Consider the following 19,773-nt stretch of genomic DNA (forward strand, 5'->3'; position numbering starts at 1 on the left):
CCTCCTCTCCTGGAACCTCTTCATGACCGCCGTTTCGTCTTCCCTCGAACAACCGACCCTCACCGGCGAGCGCATCGAGTTGCGCCCGCTCGCGCCGTCCGACCGGCAGGCGCTGCTGGATGCCGCAGCCGACGGTCAGCTCTGGAATCTGAAGGTGACGGCCGTGCCGGATGCCGAAACGATCGACGCATACATCGAGACGGCATTGCAGGGGCGCGCCACCGGCACCGTGATGCCGTTCACGATCGTCGATCGCGCATCGGGCCGCGTGATCGGCAGCACACGCTTCTGGAAGATCGATCGCAAGAACCGCAAGCTCGAGATCGGCCATACGTGGCTGAGCGAATCGGCGCAGCGCACGCGCGCGAATACCGAAGCGAAGTGGTTGTTGCTGGGCTATGCGTTCGATGTGCTGCAATGCGTGCGCGTGCAGTTCACGACCGACGAGCTGAACGAGAAATCGCGCGCGGCGATCCTGCGGCTCGGTGCGAAGCAGGAAGGCATCGTGCGGCATGAACGGATCATGCCGGATGGCCGCAAGCGCAATTCAGTGCGCTTCAGCATCATCGACGACGAATGGCCGGAAGTGCGTGCGCGACTGCTGGCGAAGCTCGCGACGTAACGTGTCACGTGTGAAGTGTGAAGTGTGACGTTTGACGTGCGTCGCGCCGCCGGAAGGGGGGGCGGCGGTGCGACGACGGGGGAAGCAGTGCGCCGCGCACGATGCGCGGCGCTGCGGCGCGTTACTGCGCCGATGCGAGGTGGTGGCGTTCCGCGAGCTTCTGCGCGTCGGCGTAGTGCTTCTGCAGGATCGGCAGCGACTGGCGGGCGACTTCCTTCAGCTTCGTGTCGCGGCCCGACGCGATTTCGGCCTGGAATGCCGAAATGGCCTTCTGCTGGCCGGCGAGCGCGACCTGCTCGATATACGCCTTGTCGAACTCGGCGCCGCGCAGGCTCTTGATGCTGCTCAGCACGGCCGTGTCGGGATCGTTGGCCGGCACGTCGACGCCGCGCGGGCTCGCCGCGCGCATCGCCTGGATGATCTTCTCATCGTCGGTCGACACGCGTTGCGCGAACGCCTTGACCTGGCTGTCCGACGTGCGCGAATCGGCGATGCGCGCCGCGTCGTGCTGCGTCGACACGGTTTTCGTGCCGTCCGTGATGAAGGCCTGGTCGGCTTCGTGGATGCGCGTCGCGGCGGCGGCCGGTGCGTTCGGTGCGGCCGGTGCCGGTTGTGCGGTTTGCGCGGTCGCCGTCACGGCGACGAGAAGCAGGCCAGCGGCAGACAAAGCAAGGCGCGAGACTTGGGGAAAGCGGTTCATGGGACCTCCTTTCGATCGGGGCTCTGGTTGAAAAACGGATCACGTGATCCGTCGCTGTGCGAGAGACCGGGCGCGCCCGGGCCGGATTCGACCGCCGCTCTGCCGCGGCGCCGGTCGAAGTGTTTCCCGGCCCGACTGATTCTAGGAGAGCGATTCCGTAGCAGGTGCAACCGCGCTGTGGTTTGTGTAACGGTTGGTAAGACGAATCGATGCGCAAGCACCCCGACAGGTAGTGCGTACCTGTTGCGTGCGCAGCGGCGGCAATTTTTGCGCGCATGGGGTGTGCTGGATGCACGTACGTGTCATCGGCTTTTCATCGTCGTGCTGCTGCGTCGTGCGATGACGTGCGCATCGAGCGATGGGGCGAACCGGATGCGCGCGGCGCGCGAATGCGTCACACGCGATCGAGCAATGCGTCGAGGCGGGGCAGCAACGGCGTCGCGCAATGCGCCTGCAACGCGTCCGGCGCGGTGTAGCCCCACGCGACGCCCTGGAATGCGATGCGCGCGCGTCGTGCCGCGTCGGCGTCGCGGATTTCATCGCCAACGTACAGCACTTCGTCGCTGCGCACGCCGGCTTCATGAACGAGCGCGCGCAGGCGGCGTGCCTTGCCGAACAACGGAATGCCGCACGCGAAATGCTCGACACGGCTGCTGGCGTGCGGGCCGAGCCGGTCGCGCACGATCGCCTCGGTATTCGACGTGGCGATCGCGATGCGGATGCCGCGCGCGGCGAGCGCGTCGAACGTTTCGCCGACGCCGGGGAACAGCGCCACTTGCGCGACACGCGGCTGCATCAGGCGGCGCATGTCGATCGTCACGCGCGGCACTTTCCACATCGGCACCTCGAGCGCACGAATGATGTCGCGCGCCGACATGCCGCGCAGCGCCGGGCGCAGCTCGGGCGTGGCGTCGCGAAAGCCGTGCAGGCGCGACGCTTCCGACAGCGCGGCGAGAAAGCTGTCGAGCGAATCGGCGAGCGTGCCGTCGAAGTCGAATGCGATGAGGCGATAGGGCATGAAGCGGCGTGGCGGGTTGATCCGGCAGGCGACATTGTCACCGAATCGAGGCCCGTCGTCCGCACGGTCGGTTGCGCATGCCCGTTCGCTGGGGCGTAGCCGATAGGTGTCGCCGCTTGTACCCCCTCGCGCTGCGCGGTATTGTCAGCGTTTCGCTTTCCACCACACCAACCGGAGACCGACGTGCCCGCTGCCACCCCTGCCACGCTGAGATTTTCCACCGACAAGCGCGAACTCGACGTCGACGCGATCTTCGATTTCCTGCATCGCGACGCATACTGGTCGCAGGGCATTCCGCGCGACGTGGTCGAGCGTGCGATCGAGGGCTCGCTGTGCTTCGGCGCGTACGTGGGCGACCGGCTCGTCGGGTTCGCGCGGCTCGTGACCGATCACGCGACGTTCGCGTACCTGTGCGACGTGTTCGTGCTGCCGGCCGAGCGCGGCAACGGCTACGGTCGCGCGCTGATCGACCATGTGTTCGCGCACGAGATGGTGCAGGGCCTGCGCCGCATCATGCTCGTGACGTCCGATGCGCACGCGCTGTACCGGCCGGTCGGCTTCGGGCCGTGCGCGAATCCCGAGCGGGTGATGGAGATCCGCCGCCCGGACATCTACGCGAAACGCTGACGCGCGGCGCAGCGCATACAATACGCGCTTTCCGTTTTTGCCGAAGAGAAGCCCATCATGACCGAACAGGAAGCCGAACAGCTCGCGACGCATCGCCATTACAAGGGCGGGCTGTATCGCTACATCGGCGTTGCGCGCCATTCCGAAACCGAGGAATCGGTGGTCGTGTACGAGCACCTGTGGCCGCATGCGCGCGGGCTGTGGGTGCGGCCGGAAGCGATGTTCAACGGGAACCTCGAAGACGGCACGCCGCGTTTCCGCAAGTTGCGCGACTGATTGGCGGCCGGCGGCGCGCGGCGCCGCCATGCCGGTCGGCTGCGTGAACGTCTACGCGCCGGCCAGCGCGTTCACCAGCTCCGGCGGCGCCTGCCCGACCGTGACCTCCGGCGTGCCGTGCCATGCCGCGAGCCTCTTCACCGCCTTCGCGACATCGGCGGCGAGCCCCGTGCCTAACCGCACGCCCGGCTCGACATGCACGGCCTTCAGTTCGAACGTGCCGAGCGTGCGATGCGCCTTCGCGTCGATGCGCCCGACCAGCCGGCCGCGATGCAGTACCGGCAGGCAGAAATAGCCGTAACGCCGCTTGTGCCCGGGCGTATAGCATTCGATCGTGTAATCGAAACCGAACAGCGTCGACGCACGCCGCCGGTCCCATACGACCGGGTCGAACGGCGACAGCAGCGTCGTGACCGTCGAGCGCAGCGTGTCGGCTTCCGCGGCCGGCAGCAACGCTTCGAGCGAGCGATGCACGTAGGCCGGCTCCTTCCAGTCGTCGATCGCCACCGGGATCAGGTCGCCTGCGCCCGCGAGCTGCTCGAGCTCCGCGCGGTACGAACGGCGCGGCAGCCGATAGTAGTCGGCCACCCAGTCCGCGCGCACGACGCCGAGCGCGCGGCACGTGTAGTCGAGCAGCGCGGGCAGCACGGTGTCGCGTGGCGGCAGGTCGCGCGTATCGTCCCAGTCGGGCAGCACGCGCTCGCGCACGTCGTACACGCGCTGAAAATTGCGGCGTTCCGACACCATCAGGTCGCCCGTCGTGAACAGCACTTCCAGGTGCTGCTTCTCGGGCTTGCGATCCCACCAGCCGTTGCCTTTCGCGCCATCCTCGCGGGCGAAATCGGCCGACCGTACGGGGCCCTCGGCGCGAATCCGCGCGAGCAGCCGCTCGATGTCGGGACGATTCTGCTCATGCCACTCGGCCGCGTATTTCCAGCCCATCCCCGACGGATCGAGCATCTTGTAGCGCATCAGGCCAAACTGCTCGACCGGCAGGAAGCACGCTTCGTGCGACCAGTATTCGAACAGGCGTGCCTCGGCGAGATGTTCGTCGAGCCACTGCGGCGAGAAATCGCCGAGACGGCTGAACAGCACGAGATACGGGCTGCGCGCGACGACGTGGATGGTATCGATCTGCAGCTGCGCCATCCGGCGGATCGTGTCGAGCACGTCGGATTTGGTCGCCTTGCGGCGGGGCGGCGTCAGCAGGCCCTGCGCGGCGAGATGCAGCGCGCGGGCGGCGGCGGGCGAGAGCGTAAGCATCGGAAGGGCGGTCGGGAGTGATGGTCGGGAACCACTTTAGCGCGAAAGCGGCGCGCGCGTGCGACGTGCCGATGCACCGTGTCTGACAATGGTTGACAGATGCGTTTCGCAAGTTTCCCTATAGTGCAGTTCATGGCGCGACGATAAAGACGCGCAACGATTTTGCTTCCGACGCACATATGTCAATGGCACGCAGGAAGTAAATCCGGGATTCTCAACCCCCATCGGGAGACCCGGAGCCCTGAGCGGACATCCATGCGGCTGTGCACCGGCCCCGTGTGGATGTCCGCTGATTTTTTTGTTTTTTCCGGTTTGCTTCGCGGGCCGCGTTCCCTTCTGTCCCTTCTGCTTTTTCCCGTTCGCCTGCCAGTGCGCTATTGCCGCTTGCCGCGCGCGACTTCGTCGCCGGCGCCGGGCGGCAGCCGCCGCGTGATCGGAATCGACGCGAACGAGCACAGCCCGACCACGAGAAACGCGGGCCAGAAATCCGACCACACCATCTTCTGATGACCCTGCAGCCAGTGCGAAATGTGCAGCACGAGGCCGGCCACCGTCACGCCGAGGCCGAGCGACATCTGCTGCACGACGCTGCCGAGGCTCGTCGCGCGGCCCGCGTCGCGCGGCGAGATGTCCGCGTAGATCATCGAGTTCAGGCTCGTGAACTGCAGCGCGGGGAAGATGCCGCCGACGAGCACGATCAACCAGATCGCCCAGGTCGCCATGCCGGGATGGAACACGCCGTACGCGGCGATCGCGAGCCCCGCGAAGGCCGCGTTGTAGATCAGCACCGTGCGGAAGCCGAAGCGGCGCAGCGTATGGGTGGCCGTCGAGCGGCTCATCGCGCCGCCGAACGCGGACGCGCACGTGATGAGCCCCGAATGGAACGCGCTCATGCCGAGCCCTTCCTGCAGCGCGAGCGGCAGCAGGAACGGCACCGCGCCGAGGCCGATGCGGAACAGCGACCCGCCGACGACGCTGGCGTGATACGTCGGGATCTTGAGGAAGCTGAGGTCGAGCACCGGGCGCTCCTTGCGGCGCGCGTACGGTACGTAGAGCGCGAGCAGGACGGTGCCGGCCACGCACATGACGAGCGCGTTCGAGCGCGACGTGAGCGAACCGTCGATCAGCGTGAGGCCCATCAGCAGCAGCGCGGCGCCGCTGGCCGACAGCAGGAAGCCGAACCAGTCGAGCGGGCCCGGATCGGGCTCGCGCGTGTTCGCGATGTGCTTGCTGGCGAGGTAGATCCCGTAGATGCCGATCGGCACGTTGATGAAGAAGATCATCCGCCAGTGCAGGTAGGTCGTGATGAAGCCGCCGACGAGCGGCCCGACCGTGGGCCCGAACAGCGCGGGAATCGCGAGGTAGTTCATCGCGCGCACGAGATCCGAGCGCGGTACGGCGCGGAAGATGATGATGCGGCCGACGGGCACCATCATCGCGCCGCCGACGCCCTGGATGAAGCGTGCGAACGTGAGCACGCCGAGGGAACTGGATGCCGCGCACATCAGCGAGCCGACGACGAAGATGCCGATTGCGGTGCGGAATACGGAGCGTGCGCTGAAGCGGTCGGCCAGCCAGCCGCAGATCGGGATGAACACGCCGAGCCCGACCACGTAGGCCGTGATCGCAATGTTCAACGTGACGGGGCTGTGCCCGAAGTCCCTCGCCATCGCGGGGAGGGCGGTGACGATGATGTTCGCGTCGACGCTTTCCATGAACAACGCACAGGCAACGATGAGCGGTGCTAGAAAGACGGGCGACATGGGCTGGGCGCGCGGTAAAGGCGTCATTATGCCCACAATGTGACCGTTGAGTCACGTACGACAACAGTTGTTCCGCATGTTGCAACAGTCGTCTCTGTTAGCGGGTGGCGTAGAAAGAACGACTGCGCAAACGCGGCACATGCATCTTGTCTGCGCGTCCCGGCCACCCGCGTCGGCCACGCGTGCCGGGTAGCGCTCGGTGCCATGGAAGCGCAGCGATATGCGTTCGCCATGAGTGTGGAGGATCGGCGCGATACATCCGCGCAGCAGCCGCAAGCAGTCCGGCACGGGGAAGCCGTGCCATTCGGGGTGCGTCTTCGCGAGCGTGAACACGTCGTGCAGAGTCACGGTATGCCGGGTCACGCTGATTCCTTTTGACGAAGTGGAAGGGCGTTTCTAGAATATGAGCGTTTGCTCATATTCGAAACTCGCATTCCGACCATGTCCGAATCGTCCCCGCGAATCCCGCTGTCGCCCCGCAAGGCGCCGCGCCAGCGCCGCTCGGTGGCCACCGTCGACGCGATCGTCGAGGCGGCTGCGCGCATTCTGGAGCGCGACGGCTTCGACGGTTACACGACGAATGCAGTCGCTGCGCTGGCCGGCGTGAGCATCGGTTCGCTCTATCAATACTTCCCGAATCGCGATGCGCTGACGGCCGCGCTCGTCGAGCGCGAGAGTGCGCATCTGCTCGACGACGTCGACCGGGCAGCCGCGCTGTCGTCATGCGACGACGTGCTACGCGCACTGGTGCGTGCGGCCGTCGCGCACCAGATGCGCCGTCCGGTGCTCGCGCGGCTGATCGATTTCGAGGAGGCGCGGCTGCCGCTCGACGCGCGCACCGCACGCGTCGCGGATCGCATCCATGCGACGCTGCTGCATGCGCTCGCCTTGCGCGATGCGCCGCGCGTCGCTGCGCCCGACGTCGTCGCGCACGATCTGCTCGCGATCGTGAAAGGGATCGTCGATGCGGCCGGCGCGCGCGGCGAGACCGATGCGGATGCGCTCGACGCGCGTGCGTGGCGGGCCATGCGCGGTTATCTGCGCGAGTCGCGCGAACCGAAACTTGCTTGATGTGCACGTTTCGTGCGACAGTCGGACCCACTCGCACTACGAAACGACGCGTATCGATCGAGGGCCATCGAGACGAACGCGCGCGCGAACGAGACCTCGTGCCGACCCACTCACCATCGAAAGGAGGGGACACGTCATGACGTCACGTCGTGCCGCATCGATCGCATCGCGCTTCTCAACCCGCTTCTCAGCCTGTTTCCCAACCCGCTTCTCGCCCCGACTCTCGCCGCACCGCGCGCCATCCGCACCACGTCTTCGCCGGGCCGCTGCACTGGCCATTGCGTATCTCGCCGTTGCCGGCTGCGCCGCGCAGGCCGACAACGCGAACCAGGCCGCCGCGCAGGCGGCTGCCCGGTCGGCACCGCCGGCCACGGCCGCAATTGCCGCTCCCGCATCGGGCACGCTGTTGCCGCCGCCGAGCCAGCTCTACGGCGACCTGTTCGTCGCGGTGCAGACCGCGCAGATCTATCCCGACCAGAAGACCTTCGTCGACGCGACGCCCGACAGCGATCCCGCGACGATCGTGCAGTTGTATCGGCAACAGAAATCGCAGCCGGGCTTCTCGCTGAAGGCGTTCGTCGCCCGGCATTTCACGCCGCCCCCGGAAGGCGGCGTGACGCCGCCGCCGAACCAGACGCTGCGCCAGCACATCGACTGGCTGTGGCCGCAGCTCATGCGCACGAGCACGACGGTGCCGCCCTACAGCTCGCTGATCCCGCTGCCGAAGCCGTACGTCGTGCCGGGCGGCCGCTTCCGCGAAGGCTACTACTGGGATACCTATTTCACGATGCTCGGGCTGCAGGTGTCGGGCCGCGAGGATCTCGTCGACGACATGCTCGACAACTTCGCCCACCTGATCGACACGATCGGGCACATCCCGAACGGCAACCGCACGTACTACGCGAGCCGCTCGCAGCCGCCGTTCTTTGCCTACATGGTCACGCTCGCCGCGCAGGCCGAAGGCGACAAGGTCTACCAGAAATACCTGCCGGAACTGCGCAAGGAGCATGCGTACTGGATGCAGGGCGAAACCACGACGCCGCGCGGGCAGGCCGCACGCCACGTGGTCACGATGCCCGACGGCGCGGTGCTGAACCGCTACTGGGATGCGAGCGATACGCCGCGCGACGAGTCGTATCTCGAGGACGTGACGACCGCGAAGTCGGTGCCGGGGCGTCCGGCGAACGAGGTCTATCGTGATTTGCGCGCGGGTGCCGAAAGCGGCTGGGACTACAGCTCGCGCTGGTTCGGCGACGGCAAGACGCTCGCGACGATCCGCACGACGTCGATCGTGCCGGTCGACCTGAACAGCCTGATGTTCCATCTCGAGACGACGATCGTGAAGGGCTGCACGGCCACGCGCGACATGGCATGCGTGACCGATTTTTCGGCGCGCGCGGCGCGGCGTGCGGCCGCGATCAACCGCTATCTGTGGAACCGCCGCGGCTACTACGGCGACTACGACTGGCAGCTGCGCAAGCCGCGCGACGCCGTGACGGCCGCTGCGCTGTATCCGGTGTTCGCGGGCGTTGCGTGGCCCGAGCGTGCGAAGGCGACCGCGCGCGAGGTGCGCAAGACGCTGCTGCAGCCGGGCGGCCTCGCGACGACCACCGAGAACACGGGGCAGCAGTGGGATGCACCGAACGGCTGGGCGCCGCTGCAGTGGATCGCGATCGACGGGCTGCGGCGCTACGGCGAACCGACGCTCGCGAAGGACATCGGCACGCGCTTCCTGTCCGACGTGAGGCATGTGTATGCGACCGAAGGCAAGCTCGTCGAGAAGTACGTGGTCGAAGGGGCCGGCACGGGCGGCGGCGGGGGCGGTGAATATCCGCTGCAGGACGGTTTCGGCTGGACCAATGGCGTCACGCTGAAACTGCTCGCGCTGTACGGTGAGTGACGCGCGGCGCGGGCCGCGCGCTGGCACTGCAGGAGAACGCACGGGCCGGACTGTCGCGTGAGCGGCCGTCCGGCCCGTGTCTGCATCAAGCCTGCTTTAGAACGTGATCGTCGTGCGCACGCCGACCACCGTTTCGTCGCCGATGCGTGCACCGGCCGCGTTCGGGTTCGGGATGCCGCCGCCCGGACGGAAGAAGTGCTGCAGGTCGGCCTGCATCTGCCACCACGGCGTGACCTGGTACTGGTAGGTCGCTTCGACGACCGTCTCCGCGCGGCGCACCGGATAGCCGGGCGTCGTGTAGACGCCGGTGTCGCCGTCGAGGCCGCGTGCATGCGAGCCGATCTTCGCGTAGCCGACCGCGATACCCGCGACGTCGTTGTCGCGTCCCTTGAACGGCGCCTTCAGCGTCACGCCTGCGTTGGCCGCGAAATCGACGGTATTGCGATCGCCCGGCGCGCCCATCACGCGCGCGAACACGTTGACCGAGCGCGGGCTGTCGGCCGACGGCCGCCATACCATCTGGTCCGCGACCGCATAGAACGAGTAGTTGCCGCGATGGGTGGCGGCAATGCCGTTGCTGTCCGGATTCGCGAGCGACAGGCCGTCGGTGCCGTAGCGCGGGTCGTTCGTATGCTGCGACTGATACCAGAAGCCGAGCTTGTACGTGCCCGGCAGGCCAGCGGGCTGCGGTGCCTTCGGATCGGCGGGCGGCGCGTTCAGCGCGTACTGCACTTCGCCGATCACGAATGCGCCGCTGCGCAGGTTGAAGTTGGTGCCATGCGCGTTCAGCACCTGCGCATCGCCGTCGGTGCGGCCGGCCGGGTTGCCGTCGAACACGCCGACCATCGCGGTCCACGCATCGGCCGGCTTCACGCGCAGCCGCACGCCGAGCGACGACAGCGGATACGCGGGGCCGCCGGCCGGCAGGTCCGTCGACGGCAGCACGGGCCAGCCGAACGTGGCGTTCATGAACGTCGCCGCGTTCTGACTCACCATGAATTCCTGGTCGACGCTTTGCTGGCCGACCTTCACGTCGACCTTGCCGTCGAGCAGCGACTGCTGGTACCAGAGTTCCCACAGGCGCGTGGTCGAATTCGCCTCGATGCCGGTCGCGGTCTGCAGCGTCTGCAGGTAGCGCTGCGTGAGGTTGGTGCCGTGAATCTGCAGCGCCGACACGTTGAATGTGCCGCCTGGCAGGCCGACTGCCTTGCCCGTGTCCACGTTGAAACCGAATTGCGTGAGCCCCTGGTACGCGCCGCCGCGATTCGTGCCGCCCGACGTGTTGTACAGGTACTCGCTGGTTTCCTGCAGGCTCAGCGTGATGCCGTGATCGCCGAGTACATCGCGCAGGCCGCCCATGTTGCCGAGCAGGTTCGAGCGTTCCCAGAAGCCGGTGGGAGCGGGCGCGGCAGCATCGGCGGCCTGTTGTGCGGGAGCGGCGGCGTCGCTGGCGCCGGCTGCCGGTTCGGCCGCGGCCGGCGACGACGCTTGCGAGAACGCGGGCGCGGCGGCGAGCGACAGCAGCAGCGTGGCGAGCGCATTGAGGCGGAGCTTGCGCGGGACGGGTTCGAGGTAGTTCTTCATGTGGGTTCCGTTGACGGTTTGATTAGTTAAGCTGAAGAAACGAAAACGTGTTGCGAGAAGCGGGGCGAGACGGTCGTACGGCGGCGCCTGGCGCGTGGCGCTGCCGCACGACGGGGGGCTTACGGCAGCCAGCCGCCGATGCGCCCCACCTGTGCAAAGCCGAGGCGCGGCGCGGCCGAGCACAGCATCGCGACGAGCGCGACGGCGGCGGCCATTGCGGCGACCAGCAGGCAGTCGAGCGGGCGGGGCGCTGCCGGCACGTGGGCGAGCGCCGTGCCGCGCCAGTTGCTGAACGCGTGGGCGAGCGGCGAGAGGCCGGAAACGAACGAGCGGTCGCATGCGACATGCACGATGCGTTTGAGTCTGACCGCGAACGATTGAAGAAACATGACGCTGCCTCCGTCCGGTCCGGCTCGGGCCGGACGACGTGGTCGAGCGCGGGCGCGTGACGCGGCCTGCGATCGGAGGGTGGAACGTAATGGAGCGTGCAACGGACGAACCGGCGATGGCCGGCCCGGAAGGAAGCGCGCTAACCCGACGAATGCGAGCTAGCGGCGTAAGACATGCGTCTGGCTGCTATCTCGCGATGGCTTGGCCGGCCTGAACCGGCATCGAACTGCAACTAGAGCATGTGTCCACGGAGGGACTCCTTTGATGAATTGCGGCGGATTGTATTCGCGTCGTTTGCTGCAGCGCAAGTAAAAAACGCATAAAAATGGCGCACGTTGCGCGGCCGCCTTGTTGGCTCGTTCCGGCACGGGACGGGCAACGGATGGGCAACGAAGGAGCGCGACCGGACGCGCTGCCTCGTTGTTCATACGCATCGATCCCCGGTCGTGCCACATGCTCTGAAAGGTTGGGCCACGTGTTTTCAAGGGCAATTCTTTCAGTGGTGTGGCGCGCGAAAATTATTTCGAGAAATGGGGTTTCGAGGGGTTGACTTCACTTTCGGGCCGTCCATAGAATCCGCCATCTTCACTTTTGGGGCCGCCGCCTTGGACGCCTGCAGTAGTCGATCTTCGAACGAAATTTCCGCCTGAGCGACCGACGTCCGCGCCTCATCGAAGCCGCCGTTTGTCTCCCAGGCAAACGGTGCGCGCAGCAGTATTCAGCAGTAACTCCCTACGTGCACCCTGATTCGCGCCGGTTAGCGTGATGCGTTTTCGCATGCGCCGTCCGGTTTCACCGCCGCCTGGCAGGCGGCCGCGTTCGCGCACGCCTTTCCCTGGCTCGCGAATGCCGGCCCGCAGGCCTGACGGCGGTCAACCGTGTTCCCCGGAACACCGCACAGGAACAGGAGCCGCCATGAACGACAGTGACAGTTGTCCCTTATGCCCATTGCACACACAGACCCTTTTGAACCCGGGTCGCAGGGACAATCCGGCCCACTAGCCTGACACGTCGTTCAGGCCCCGGACTGGCCCCGCGCCCACCACGCGGCCGGCACGCCTGCCATCGCCGCACGGAGCCAGACCATGAACTTCGGCCTTCTGCTGTCGAACCTCCCGCACGTCACGGAATCGCGCAACCACTACGACGCGATGCTGACGCTCGACGCCCGTCCGCGGGTGTTCACCCGCCTGTTGAACCAGCTGAAATCGTTGATCCACTGAAGCAGGAAGCACCGAGCGCGCCTCGGCATGCGCACACGCGGCCGCCATCGCGCGGCTGCCCCGCGCGCATTCCAAGGTCACACGCTCTTTAGATAACCCTTAGCCGTACGGAATAAATCATGTCCACGCCATCCAACGTTTCTCCACCGATCGCCGCCGAACGCAGCGCCGTGCTCGACGAAGCCCACCTGGGCGATATCCGCGGCGCGCTCGGCACGATCGCGCGTCACGACACCGGTGCCCGCAGCACATGGTGGGCGCGTCTGCGCACGCTGCTCGCCATCATCGGCCCCGGCCTCATCGTGATGGTCGGCGATAACGACGCCGGCGCATTCGGCACCTATACGCAAGCCGGCCAGAACTACGGCACGACGCTGCTGTGGACGCTGCTGCTGCTCGTGCCCGTGCTGTACGTGAACCAGGAAATGGTGCTGCGCCTCGGCGCGGTCACGGGCGTCGGCCATGCCCGCCTGATCTTCGAACGCTTCGGCAAGTTCTGGGGCGCGTTCAGTGTGATCGACCTGTTCCTGCTCAATGCGCTCACCATCGTCACCGAGTTCATCGGCATCACGTTCGTGCTGGATTTCTTCGGGCTGCCGAAGGTGGCCGGCGTGTGCGTGGCCGCGGCGCTGACCATGGCCGCGGTAAGTACAGGCGACTTCAGGCGCTTCGAGCGGTTCGCGATCGGGCTGTGCCTGCTGAGCCTGCTGCTCGTGCCGGTGCTCGTGGCGATCCATCCGCCGGTCGGGCAGATCACGCGCGATTTCTTCATTCCGAACTGGCCCGCGCATTCGAAGCTGTCGGACGTGATGCTGCTCGTGATCGGCATCGTCGGTACGACCGTCGCGCCATGGCAGCTGTTCTTCCAGCAGAGCTACGTGATCGACAAGCGCATTACGCCGCGCTTCATGAAGTATGAAAAGGCGGACCTGTGGATCGGCATCGCCTTCGTGCTGGTCGGCGCAGTCGCGATGATCGCGTTCTCGGCCCAGCTGTTCTCGGGTCATCCGGAATTCGGCAACTTCACCGACGCAGGCGGCGTGATCGCGGGCCTCGAGAAGTATTCGGGCCGCACGAGCGCGACGCTGTTCGCCGTCGCGCTGCTCGACGCGTGCATCATCGGCGCGGCGGCCGTGTCGCTGTCGACCGCCTACGCGATCGGCGACGTGTTCAAGATCCGTCACTCGCTGCACCGCAACGTGTCGGACGCGAAGGGCTTCTATCTGGTCTATTTCGGCATCGTCGCGGCCGCCGCGGCGCTGGTGCTGATTCCGGGCAGCCCGCTGGGCCTGCTGACGGAAGCCGTGCAGACGCTCGCGGGCGTGCTGCTGCCGAGCGCGACCGTGTTCCTGCTGCTGCTTTGCAACGACAAGCAGGTGCTCGGCCCGTGGATCAACTCGACGAAGCTCAACGTGTTCACCGGCGCGGTGATCTGGGTGCTCGTGATGCTGTCGATCATCCTGACCGCATCGGTGATGTATCCGGACATCAGCGGCGAAGCCATTCTCGACGTGCTGGTGGGCGGCTGCGTGTTCGCGATCGTCGGCTATCTCGCGACGGTGCTGATCCGCCGCAACAAGCGCGTCGTCGAACCGGGCATCGATCGTTCGCAACGCGACACGTGGCGCATGCCGCCGCTCGACACGCTCGAGCCGCAGAAGATGACGCTGACGACGCGCGTGTGGATGGCCGTGCTGCGCGGCTATCTCGTGATCGCGGTCGGTCTCGTGATCGTCAAGGTCGTGCAGATGACGCTGCTGAAGTAACGCAGGTCGTCTTCCAGGAAGCGGCGCCGGACCCGGCACCGCGCCGCAACCCGCACATGCCGGCCCTCGAGGCCGGCATGTGCGTTTACGCGTCCGCTTGCGGCACGTCGCGCGCGGCGCGCGGCCGTCAGATCAGTTCGAGTTTCGACGTCAGGTACGTGAGCTGGATCCGGTTCGCGACGCCGAAGCGCTTGCGCAGCTTGCGCAGGTGATAGTCGACGTTGTGCGCGCTGGTGTCGAGGCGCCGGCCGATCTCCTTGTCGGACGCGCCTTCGGCGATGCCGAGCAGCAGTTCCTGCTCGAACGGCGTGAGCCCGTTTACCGCACGCTCGCGCGACGTCGAGATCAGCTGCGGCGACGCGAACTTGTGCACCGACAGCCCGATCGACAGTGCCTGCTCGATCGTCGCCGGCGTGATCCATTCGCGCGTGCGGCGCGGCGCGGTGAAGCTCATGAACGCGTGCAGCCGCGTGCCGGGCACGGCCATCGAATACATGATGCCGCTGCACATCCCGTCGTCCTGCATCGTCTGCAGGAAGCCGTCGAGCGCGGCCGGCGTCACGCGCGGGCCGGCGTCGCGCTCGCGGTGTTCGCGGCGCAACTGCTGCAGGTCCCACACGATCGGCATGTTGCATACGCGCGCACCGAGCGTGCGCGGATCGATGTCGTGATGGCTGTGCCGCACGTAGTCGCCGCGATAGGTGGCCGGCGTGAATGCTTCGTGCAGGTAGAGACTTTCGACGCGCTCGTGCGCGAATTCGAGCGCGAAGTACGCGAACGTCGAGAAGCCCGTCAGGTGCAGCAGGCTCGCGACGATGCGGCTGCGCTCGGCCGTGCTCTGCGCGTGCGCGAGCGTATCGGCGACGCCGAGCTTCGGTGCGTGCGGCTGCGTGAGCTCGCCGCGCTTCACGTCGTCGCACCAGACGACCTGCACGGGGCGCTCCCGCAGCACGTCCGGGCACGCGTTCAGCCCGTGCGACGGGCGGGGAAAAGTTGGGGCGACCGCTTCTTCATGCAATGCAATGTCGGACATGTGCCATCCCTCGGAATCGACGCGCATCGCCTGGCGGCGGCCGTATCGTGTACGGCATTCGCGGCGGTGCGATCGAGCATCGTGTGATATGCGCCGATCGTCATCCCTGACGAAACGCGGGGGCATTGTACAAAAATGCCTGTGTATGCGTAATATGCCGTAATACTAATGGCGGCGGAAGATTCCTATTCGCACGCATATAACGAAGTCCAGAAAATCCATAACGAAAAGACCAGATCGTGACGGGGCGCAGGTTCACATATTGGGAAAGGGCGGGCTCCTCATGACATATGCTGACGGCGCACCACGCGTCGAGTGGTTCTCGCAAGCCGATATCGCAACGGCTGCGGCTTATTCGAATGAATATCAGGCAATCGGGCACGACGTTTTTACCGGCATTCAAATCGAATCCGGTAAAACCGACCTTGCCACGATCGATTTTGCGCAATGCCATGCGCGCTTGCGGCAAATCGGATTCAGTACGCTCGGTTACGGCGCTTTCGAAATGATCGGGCGGCGCATCCTGTGCGCGCATCTGCTGCGCGACCTCGCCCCCGCGACCTTCATGCAGCCGTTTATCGAAGGCATGCTCTACGAGAGCGACCCGCGGTTCGCGCAGGTGCGGCAGAGCGGCTTTCCGGTCGCGTGGCGGCTCGACGAGATCGAGGCGGCCGCGCAGGGCAGCGGCGACCGCAAGATGCTGGCGCTCGCCGGCCACCTGCGCGCGCACGGGATGAACAGCGGCGTGCTGTTCGGCCTGTCGGCGCCGCGCCTCGACCTGCGCGTCGCGGTGAACGTGACGTCGGAGACGCACGGCACGGAATGGATCGACGATCGCGTGATCGGCGGTGCGTTGTCGGTGAGCCTCGCGGTGCATCGCGTCTCGCTGCCGTTCCTCGAGGCACGCATCGCACGCATGCGCGGCTTCGCGCTCGGCGACGAGCAGCAGCAGGTGCTCGACCGCCTCGTGCACGGGTTGTCCGACCAGGAGATCGCGAGCGCGCTGCGCACGTCGCTGCACAAGGTCGGACACCATATCCGCTCGCTCGAAAAACTCTTCAACGTGCAGAACCGCGCGCAGCTTGCGTATCTGGCGGCGCGCCGGCTGCCGTCCTGACGCGCCCGTTCCCCGGTTTTTTCACGCGACCCGATGACCGCCGGGCCGGCCCGTCCGTGGCCGGCCCGGCGGGTCGTTTCGGCCGCGCGCACCGTCGTGATGCACACACGATGCTTGACAGCGTTTTTTTCGAGTGCTGACGACATTCACCTGTGAATTATTGCTGATTTATTTCTTCGTAATATGGCTCGACCGTCACGCCGGACGGCGGGCCGCGAGGTTGCGCCATGCGTGACGGAACTGGTCAACAGGGGCGGACAAATCAATGTGCGGAATCGACGGCTTTCTGAATAGCGTCGCCTTCGATGAGGAGACAGCGCGCGGCACGCTTGCGCGCATGACGGCAAGCCTCGCGCATCGCGGGCCGGACGGGCAGGGGATCTGGGTCGACCCGGAAGCCGGCATTGCGCTCGGCCACCGGCGGCTCGCGATCGTCGACCTGTCGGTACACGGCCGACAGCCGATGGCATCCGTGTGCGGCCGCTACGTCATGGTCTTCAATGGCGAAATCTACAACCATCGCGAACTGCGCGCGGAGCTCGAGCGCGCGGGTCGCGCACCGGCGTGGCGTGGCCACTCCGACAGCGAGGTGTTGATCGCGGCGATCGTCGCGTGGGGTGTCGAGGCAACGCTGCGGCGCGCGACCGGCATGTTCGCGATCGCGCTGTGGAATCGCGAATCGCGGGTGCTGACGCTCGCCCGCGACCGGATCGGCGAGAAACCGCTCTACTACGGCCGGATCGGCGATGCGCTCGTGTTCGCGTCCGAGCTGAAGGCGCTGCGCGGCTATCCGGGCTTCGACGGCGCGATCGACCGTGACGCGCTGTGCCTGTACCTGCGCCAGTCGAGCGTGCCCGCGCCGCACACGATCTATCGCGGCATCCGCAAGCTGCCGCCCGGCACGTATATCCAGTTCGAGCATGCGCGCGACACGCCGCGCCTGCGTGCGTACTGGACGCTCGATCAGGCGATCGAGGACGGTCGCGCGCAACCGTTCGAGGGCAATGCCGACGCCGCCGTCAGCCAGCTCGATGCGGTCTTGCGCCAGGCCGTCGCGCGGCAGATGGAGGCCGACGTGCCGCTCGGTGCGTTCCTGTCCGGCGGCGTCGATTCGTCGACGATCGTCGCGCTGATGCAGGCGCAATCGTCGACGCCGGTCGATACGTTCACGATCGGCTTCCACGAAGCCGGCTACGACGAAGCCGGGTATGCGAAGGCCGTCGCGCGCCATCTCGGCACGCGCCATACCGAGCTCTACGTCACGGCCGACCATGCGCTCGGCGTCGTGCCGAAGCTGCCGTCGATCTACGACGAGCCGTTCTCCGATGCGTCGCAGATCCCGACCTTTCTCGTGTCCGAGCTGACGCGCCGGCACGTGAAGGTGAGCCTGTCCGGCGACGGCGGCGACGAGCTGTTCGGCGGCTATACGCGCTACTTCCTGACGCCGCGCCTGTGGCGCAAGCTGCATCGCGTCCCCGGCGCCGTGCGCGCACGGATCGCGGCCGCGCTGCATGCGTTGCGGCCCGATCACGCGGACCAGCTCGCGGCCGTCGCGCAGGGGGCGTGGGGCGGCGTGGAGGCACGCGAATCGGCGACGCGCATCGGCGATCGCCTGCACAAGCTCGGCCACGTGATGACGGCCGAGAGCCGCATCGGGCTGTACCGTCTGCTGATGTCGTCGGTGCATCATCCCGAGCGCCTCGCGCTGTCGGGACAGGAGCCGGCGACGCCGCTCGACACCGTGTCCGCGTGGCCCGCGCACCTGAGCTTCGCCGAGCAGGCGATGGCGATCGATACGCTCACGTACCTGCCGACCGACATCCTCGCGAAAGTCGATCGCGCGGCGATGGCGGTGAGCCTCGAAACGCGCATGCCGTTCCTCGATCATCACGTCGTCGAATTCGCGTGGCGCGTACCGGCGGAGGTGCGTTTGCCGGAAGGGCAGTCGAAGGCACTGCTGCGCCGGCTGCTCGACCGGTACGTGCCGTCCGCGCTGATCGACCGGCCGAAGCAGGGCTTCTGCGCACCCGTCGATCACTGGCTGCGCGGCTCGCTGCGGGATTGGGCCGAGGCGCTGCTGCGGCCGTCGCGGTTGCGCGAGGAAGGCTTCTTCGATGCGGCCGCGGTCGAGCGCCTGTGGCGGCAGCACGTGACCGGGCGGATGAACTGGCAGCACCAGCTGTGGACGGTGCTGATGTTCCAGGCGTGGCTGGAGGCGCAGCGCGCCGCATGAGGCGGCGCACTGCGCATCGTCACTGATCGAGGCAGCGCATGCAGCGCTGCTTCGCGTCGCTCGATTGCAGGCCGCGGCACATCGTCATTACGGGCCGTGCATGGCACGACGGCGGATCGGCGGACGCCGCCGGCGACGCCTGCCGGCGTGCGCGATCGGGCGGTGTGGTGGCTGCGGCATCCATTCGTCGCTGGCGTGCGGGCGGCGTGTCGTGCCCGGCGTTGCCTTCATCCGGATTGCCCGGCGTCATCGACGCGACGTGCAGCGCGTTGTCGTTCGCTGCGTGCGCAACCGGCGGCGCGGCGCACGCGAGTGCAACCAGCGCGTGCAGGCAGGCGACAACGGTTCGCGAAGCGCGCATTTTCATGGTCATTCCGTTCGTTCCAGGGCCGGCGGCGCGGAGGGCGCGCGGCTGCTGCGTCGATTGTAGGGACGACGATGGCCGAGTGTCACGCCGGAATCCGTAGTCGCCGGCATGGGCGGTGGCGATGGCCGAAGCGGAGGTGGCGAAGCGTGACGCGCGAGGATGTTCAGCTGCCGGCACCCAAAAGCGACCGCCGCCCGGAGGCGGCGGTCGGGTCGCGACTGGCTGGCGGGCCGGGCGGCATGCAGGCCGCGCCCGACGGGGGGGCCGCGAGGCGCTGCGGATCGGCGCAGCGCGGTGGGGGGAGCGTGACCGGCGCGCCGCGAGCGGGCGGCGCGCGGGTGAATCGTCAGGCGTAGTCGGCGGCCATCACGGCCTGCGGTGCCGCGCGCAGGATCGGCGCCGCTTCGTGGCGCTCGACGTGCGTCATTGCTGCACCGAACAGCACGAGACGATAGCCGACTGCGTAGATCGGGATGATCCGCAGGTTCTTGTCGTGATCGAGCTGCAGCTTCGAGCGGATACGCGAGATATGGGTGTCGAGCGTGCGCGACGACACGCCGAGTTCACGGCCCCACACGGCTTCCTGGATTGCCTGCCGCGGCACGATCTTGTTCATGTTGTCGAGCAGGAATTCGACGACGTCGAATTCACGCGGCGTGACATCAATGATCTTGTTGTCGATTTCGATCGTGCGGCGCACGAAGTTGATTTTTATGTTGTCGATGTACAGGTATTTGCAATCCATGGTGGCCCTCGCATGTCCGTAAAGGAGTGTTTGCGGGTGCTGTGCTGCAACTTCCGGGCCAGGGAGGGGAGCGTC

The 19,773-nt window shown here is 66.8% G+C and carries 18 protein-coding genes and 1 pseudogene; 9 read left to right on the forward strand and 10 right to left on the reverse strand.

Going from position 1 to position 19,773, the window contains the following annotated elements:
• Positions 1–22: 22 nt before the first annotated feature.
• Positions 23–622, forward strand: coding sequence for a GNAT family N-acetyltransferase (locus BDI24065_RS08820; RefSeq protein ID WP_175030904.1), 600 nt, complete (start codon positions 23–25; stop codon positions 620–622).
• A 121-nt stretch (positions 623–743) separates the two neighbouring features.
• On the opposite strand, the gene BDI24065_RS08825 is transcribed toward BDI24065_RS08820, so the two are convergent.
• Complete coding sequence (locus BDI24065_RS08825) at positions 744–1,322, reverse strand: DUF4142 domain-containing protein (RefSeq protein WP_175030905.1); 579 nt, start codon at positions 1,320–1,322, stop codon at positions 744–746.
• 394 nt (positions 1,323–1,716) lie between these two features.
• Positions 1,717–2,340, reverse strand: a complete 624-nt coding sequence (locus BDI24065_RS08830; protein WP_175030906.1) for an HAD hydrolase-like protein — start codon at positions 2,338–2,340, stop codon at positions 1,717–1,719.
• A gap of 183 nt (positions 2,341–2,523) precedes the next feature.
• Between BDI24065_RS08830 and BDI24065_RS08835 the strand changes: the two genes are divergently transcribed.
• Together BDI24065_RS08835 and BDI24065_RS08840 are read left to right on the forward strand one after the other, a co-directional pair.
• Positions 2,524–2,967 (forward strand): GNAT family N-acetyltransferase, encoded by a 444-nt coding sequence (locus BDI24065_RS08835; protein ID WP_175030907.1) that lies wholly within the window; start codon positions 2,524–2,526, stop codon positions 2,965–2,967.
• 57 nt (positions 2,968–3,024) lie between these two features.
• Positions 3,025–3,243, forward strand: coding sequence for a DUF1653 domain-containing protein (locus tag BDI24065_RS08840; RefSeq protein WP_006480837.1), 219 nt, complete (start codon positions 3,025–3,027; stop codon positions 3,241–3,243).
• A 51-nt stretch (positions 3,244–3,294) separates the two neighbouring features.
• Here the strand turns inward: BDI24065_RS08840 and BDI24065_RS08845 are convergent, their stop codons facing one another.
• The 3 genes from BDI24065_RS08845 to BDI24065_RS41490 all read right to left on the reverse strand — a co-directional run bounded on the left by BDI24065_RS08845 (position 3,295) and on the right by BDI24065_RS41490 (position 6,632).
• Entirely contained in the window at positions 3,295–4,506 is a 1,212-nt protein-coding gene (locus BDI24065_RS08845; protein WP_175030908.1) for a winged helix-turn-helix domain-containing protein, read from the reverse strand.
• A 374-nt stretch (positions 4,507–4,880) separates the two neighbouring features.
• Positions 4,881–6,269: an MFS transporter gene (locus BDI24065_RS08850; RefSeq protein ID WP_175022159.1), complete on the reverse strand. Its 1,389-nt coding sequence runs from the start codon at positions 6,267–6,269 to the stop codon at positions 4,881–4,883.
• Between the two features lie 51 nt (positions 6,270–6,320).
• The gene (locus BDI24065_RS41490; RefSeq protein ID WP_175030909.1) at positions 6,321–6,632 is read right to left on the reverse strand and encodes a darcynin family protein; all 312 of its coding nucleotides are present in this window, start codon (positions 6,630–6,632) and stop codon (positions 6,321–6,323) included.
• Between the two features lie 78 nt (positions 6,633–6,710).
• Here BDI24065_RS41490 and BDI24065_RS08860 point away from each other — a divergent pair, with 78 nt between their 5' ends.
• Positions 6,711–7,340 (forward strand): TetR/AcrR family transcriptional regulator, encoded by a 630-nt coding sequence (locus BDI24065_RS08860; protein ID WP_175030910.1) that lies wholly within the window; start codon positions 6,711–6,713, stop codon positions 7,338–7,340.
• Positions 7,341–7,476: 136 nt separating this feature from the next.
• On the forward strand, positions 7,477–9,240 hold the full coding sequence (gene treA, locus BDI24065_RS08865; RefSeq protein ID WP_175030911.1) for an alpha,alpha-trehalase TreA: 1,764 nt from the start codon (positions 7,477–7,479) through the stop codon (positions 9,238–9,240).
• 96 nt (positions 9,241–9,336) lie between these two features.
• On the opposite strand, the gene BDI24065_RS08870 is transcribed toward treA, so the two are convergent.
• Both BDI24065_RS08870 and BDI24065_RS08875 read right to left on the reverse strand, forming a co-directional pair.
• Entirely contained in the window at positions 9,337–10,824 is a 1,488-nt protein-coding gene (locus BDI24065_RS08870; RefSeq protein WP_175030912.1) for a carbohydrate porin, read from the reverse strand.
• Positions 10,825–10,943: 119 nt separating this feature from the next.
• Positions 10,944–11,213: a hypothetical protein gene (locus tag BDI24065_RS08875; protein WP_174952550.1), complete on the reverse strand. Its 270-nt coding sequence runs from the start codon at positions 11,211–11,213 to the stop codon at positions 10,944–10,946.
• Positions 11,214–12,299: 1,086 nt separating this feature from the next.
• Here BDI24065_RS08875 and BDI24065_RS08880 point away from each other — a divergent pair.
• Complete coding sequence (locus BDI24065_RS08880) at positions 12,300–12,437, forward strand: hypothetical protein (protein ID WP_166962093.1); 138 nt, start codon at positions 12,300–12,302, stop codon at positions 12,435–12,437.
• Between the two features lie 119 nt (positions 12,438–12,556).
• Positions 12,557–14,203 carry an NRAMP family divalent metal transporter gene (locus BDI24065_RS08885; RefSeq protein ID WP_175030913.1) on the forward strand — a complete coding sequence of 549 codons (1,647 nt, stop codon included), beginning with the start codon at positions 12,557–12,559 and terminating at the stop codon, positions 14,201–14,203.
• A gap of 127 nt (positions 14,204–14,330) precedes the next feature.
• Here the strand turns inward: BDI24065_RS08885 and BDI24065_RS08890 are convergent, their stop codons facing one another.
• A complete protein-coding gene (locus BDI24065_RS08890) occupies positions 14,331–15,236 on the reverse strand; it encodes a helix-turn-helix transcriptional regulator (RefSeq protein WP_175030914.1) in 906 nt (301 codons plus the stop codon).
• Positions 15,237–15,519: 283 nt separating this feature from the next.
• Here BDI24065_RS08890 and BDI24065_RS08895 point away from each other — a divergent pair, with 283 nt between their 5' ends.
• The gene (locus tag BDI24065_RS08895) at positions 15,520–16,353 is read left to right on the forward strand and encodes a helix-turn-helix transcriptional regulator (protein WP_175030915.1); all 834 of its coding nucleotides are present in this window, start codon (positions 15,520–15,522) and stop codon (positions 16,351–16,353) included.
• 265 nt (positions 16,354–16,618) lie between these two features.
• Positions 16,619–18,586 (forward strand): asparagine synthase (glutamine-hydrolyzing), encoded by a 1,968-nt coding sequence (gene asnB, locus BDI24065_RS08900; protein ID WP_175030916.1) that lies wholly within the window; start codon positions 16,619–16,621, stop codon positions 18,584–18,586.
• A 19-nt stretch (positions 18,587–18,605) separates the two neighbouring features.
• Here asnB and BDI24065_RS08905 read toward each other — a convergent pair.
• Both BDI24065_RS08905 and BDI24065_RS08910 read right to left on the reverse strand, forming a co-directional pair.
• Positions 18,606–18,797 (reverse strand): annotated as a pseudogene (locus tag BDI24065_RS08905) (lytic transglycosylase); the annotation flags it as partial.
• A 502-nt stretch (positions 18,798–19,299) separates the two neighbouring features.
• Positions 19,300–19,698 carry a winged helix-turn-helix domain-containing protein gene (locus BDI24065_RS08910; protein ID WP_089441972.1) on the reverse strand — a complete coding sequence of 133 codons (399 nt, stop codon included), beginning with the start codon at positions 19,696–19,698 and terminating at the stop codon, positions 19,300–19,302.
• Positions 19,699–19,773: the final 75 nt, after the last annotated feature.

It is taken from the genome of Burkholderia lata (genome assembly GCF_902499025.1).
GTDB lineage: Bacteria > Pseudomonadota > Gammaproteobacteria > Burkholderiales > Burkholderiaceae > Burkholderia > Burkholderia lata_C.

Coding starts and splice junctions, on each gene's coding strand:
- BDI24065_RS08820 (WP_175030904.1), top strand. CDS start 23: ATGACCGCCGTTTCGTCTTCCCTCGAACAACCGACCCTCACCGGCGAG.
- BDI24065_RS08825 (WP_175030905.1), bottom strand. CDS start 1,322: ATGAACCGCTTTCCCCAAGTCTCGCGCCTTGCTTTGTCTGCCGCTGGC.
- BDI24065_RS08830 (WP_175030906.1), bottom strand. CDS start 2,340: ATGCCCTATCGCCTCATCGCATTCGACTTCGACGGCACGCTCGCCGAT.
- BDI24065_RS08840 (WP_006480837.1), top strand. CDS start 3,025: ATGACCGAACAGGAAGCCGAACAGCTCGCGACGCATCGCCATTACAAG.
- BDI24065_RS08845 (WP_175030908.1), bottom strand. CDS start 4,506: ATGCTTACGCTCTCGCCCGCCGCCGCCCGCGCGCTGCATCTCGCCGCG.
- BDI24065_RS08850 (WP_175022159.1), bottom strand. CDS start 6,269: ATGTCGCCCGTCTTTCTAGCACCGCTCATCGTTGCCTGTGCGTTGTTC.
- BDI24065_RS08860 (WP_175030910.1), top strand. CDS start 6,711: ATGTCCGAATCGTCCCCGCGAATCCCGCTGTCGCCCCGCAAGGCGCCG.
- treA (WP_175030911.1), top strand. CDS start 7,477: ATGACGTCACGTCGTGCCGCATCGATCGCATCGCGCTTCTCAACCCGC.
- BDI24065_RS08870 (WP_175030912.1), bottom strand. CDS start 10,824: ATGAAGAACTACCTCGAACCCGTCCCGCGCAAGCTCCGCCTCAATGCG.
- BDI24065_RS08875 (WP_174952550.1), bottom strand. CDS start 11,213: ATGTTTCTTCAATCGTTCGCGGTCAGACTCAAACGCATCGTGCATGTC.
- BDI24065_RS08880 (WP_166962093.1), top strand. CDS start 12,300: ATGAACTTCGGCCTTCTGCTGTCGAACCTCCCGCACGTCACGGAATCG.
- BDI24065_RS08885 (WP_175030913.1), top strand. CDS start 12,557: ATGTCCACGCCATCCAACGTTTCTCCACCGATCGCCGCCGAACGCAGC.
- BDI24065_RS08890 (WP_175030914.1), bottom strand. CDS start 15,236: ATGTCCGACATTGCATTGCATGAAGAAGCGGTCGCCCCAACTTTTCCC.
- BDI24065_RS08895 (WP_175030915.1), top strand. CDS start 15,520: ATGACATATGCTGACGGCGCACCACGCGTCGAGTGGTTCTCGCAAGCC.
- asnB (WP_175030916.1), top strand. CDS start 16,619: ATGTGCGGAATCGACGGCTTTCTGAATAGCGTCGCCTTCGATGAGGAG.
- BDI24065_RS08910 (WP_089441972.1), bottom strand. CDS start 19,698: ATGGATTGCAAATACCTGTACATCGACAACATAAAAATCAACTTCGTG.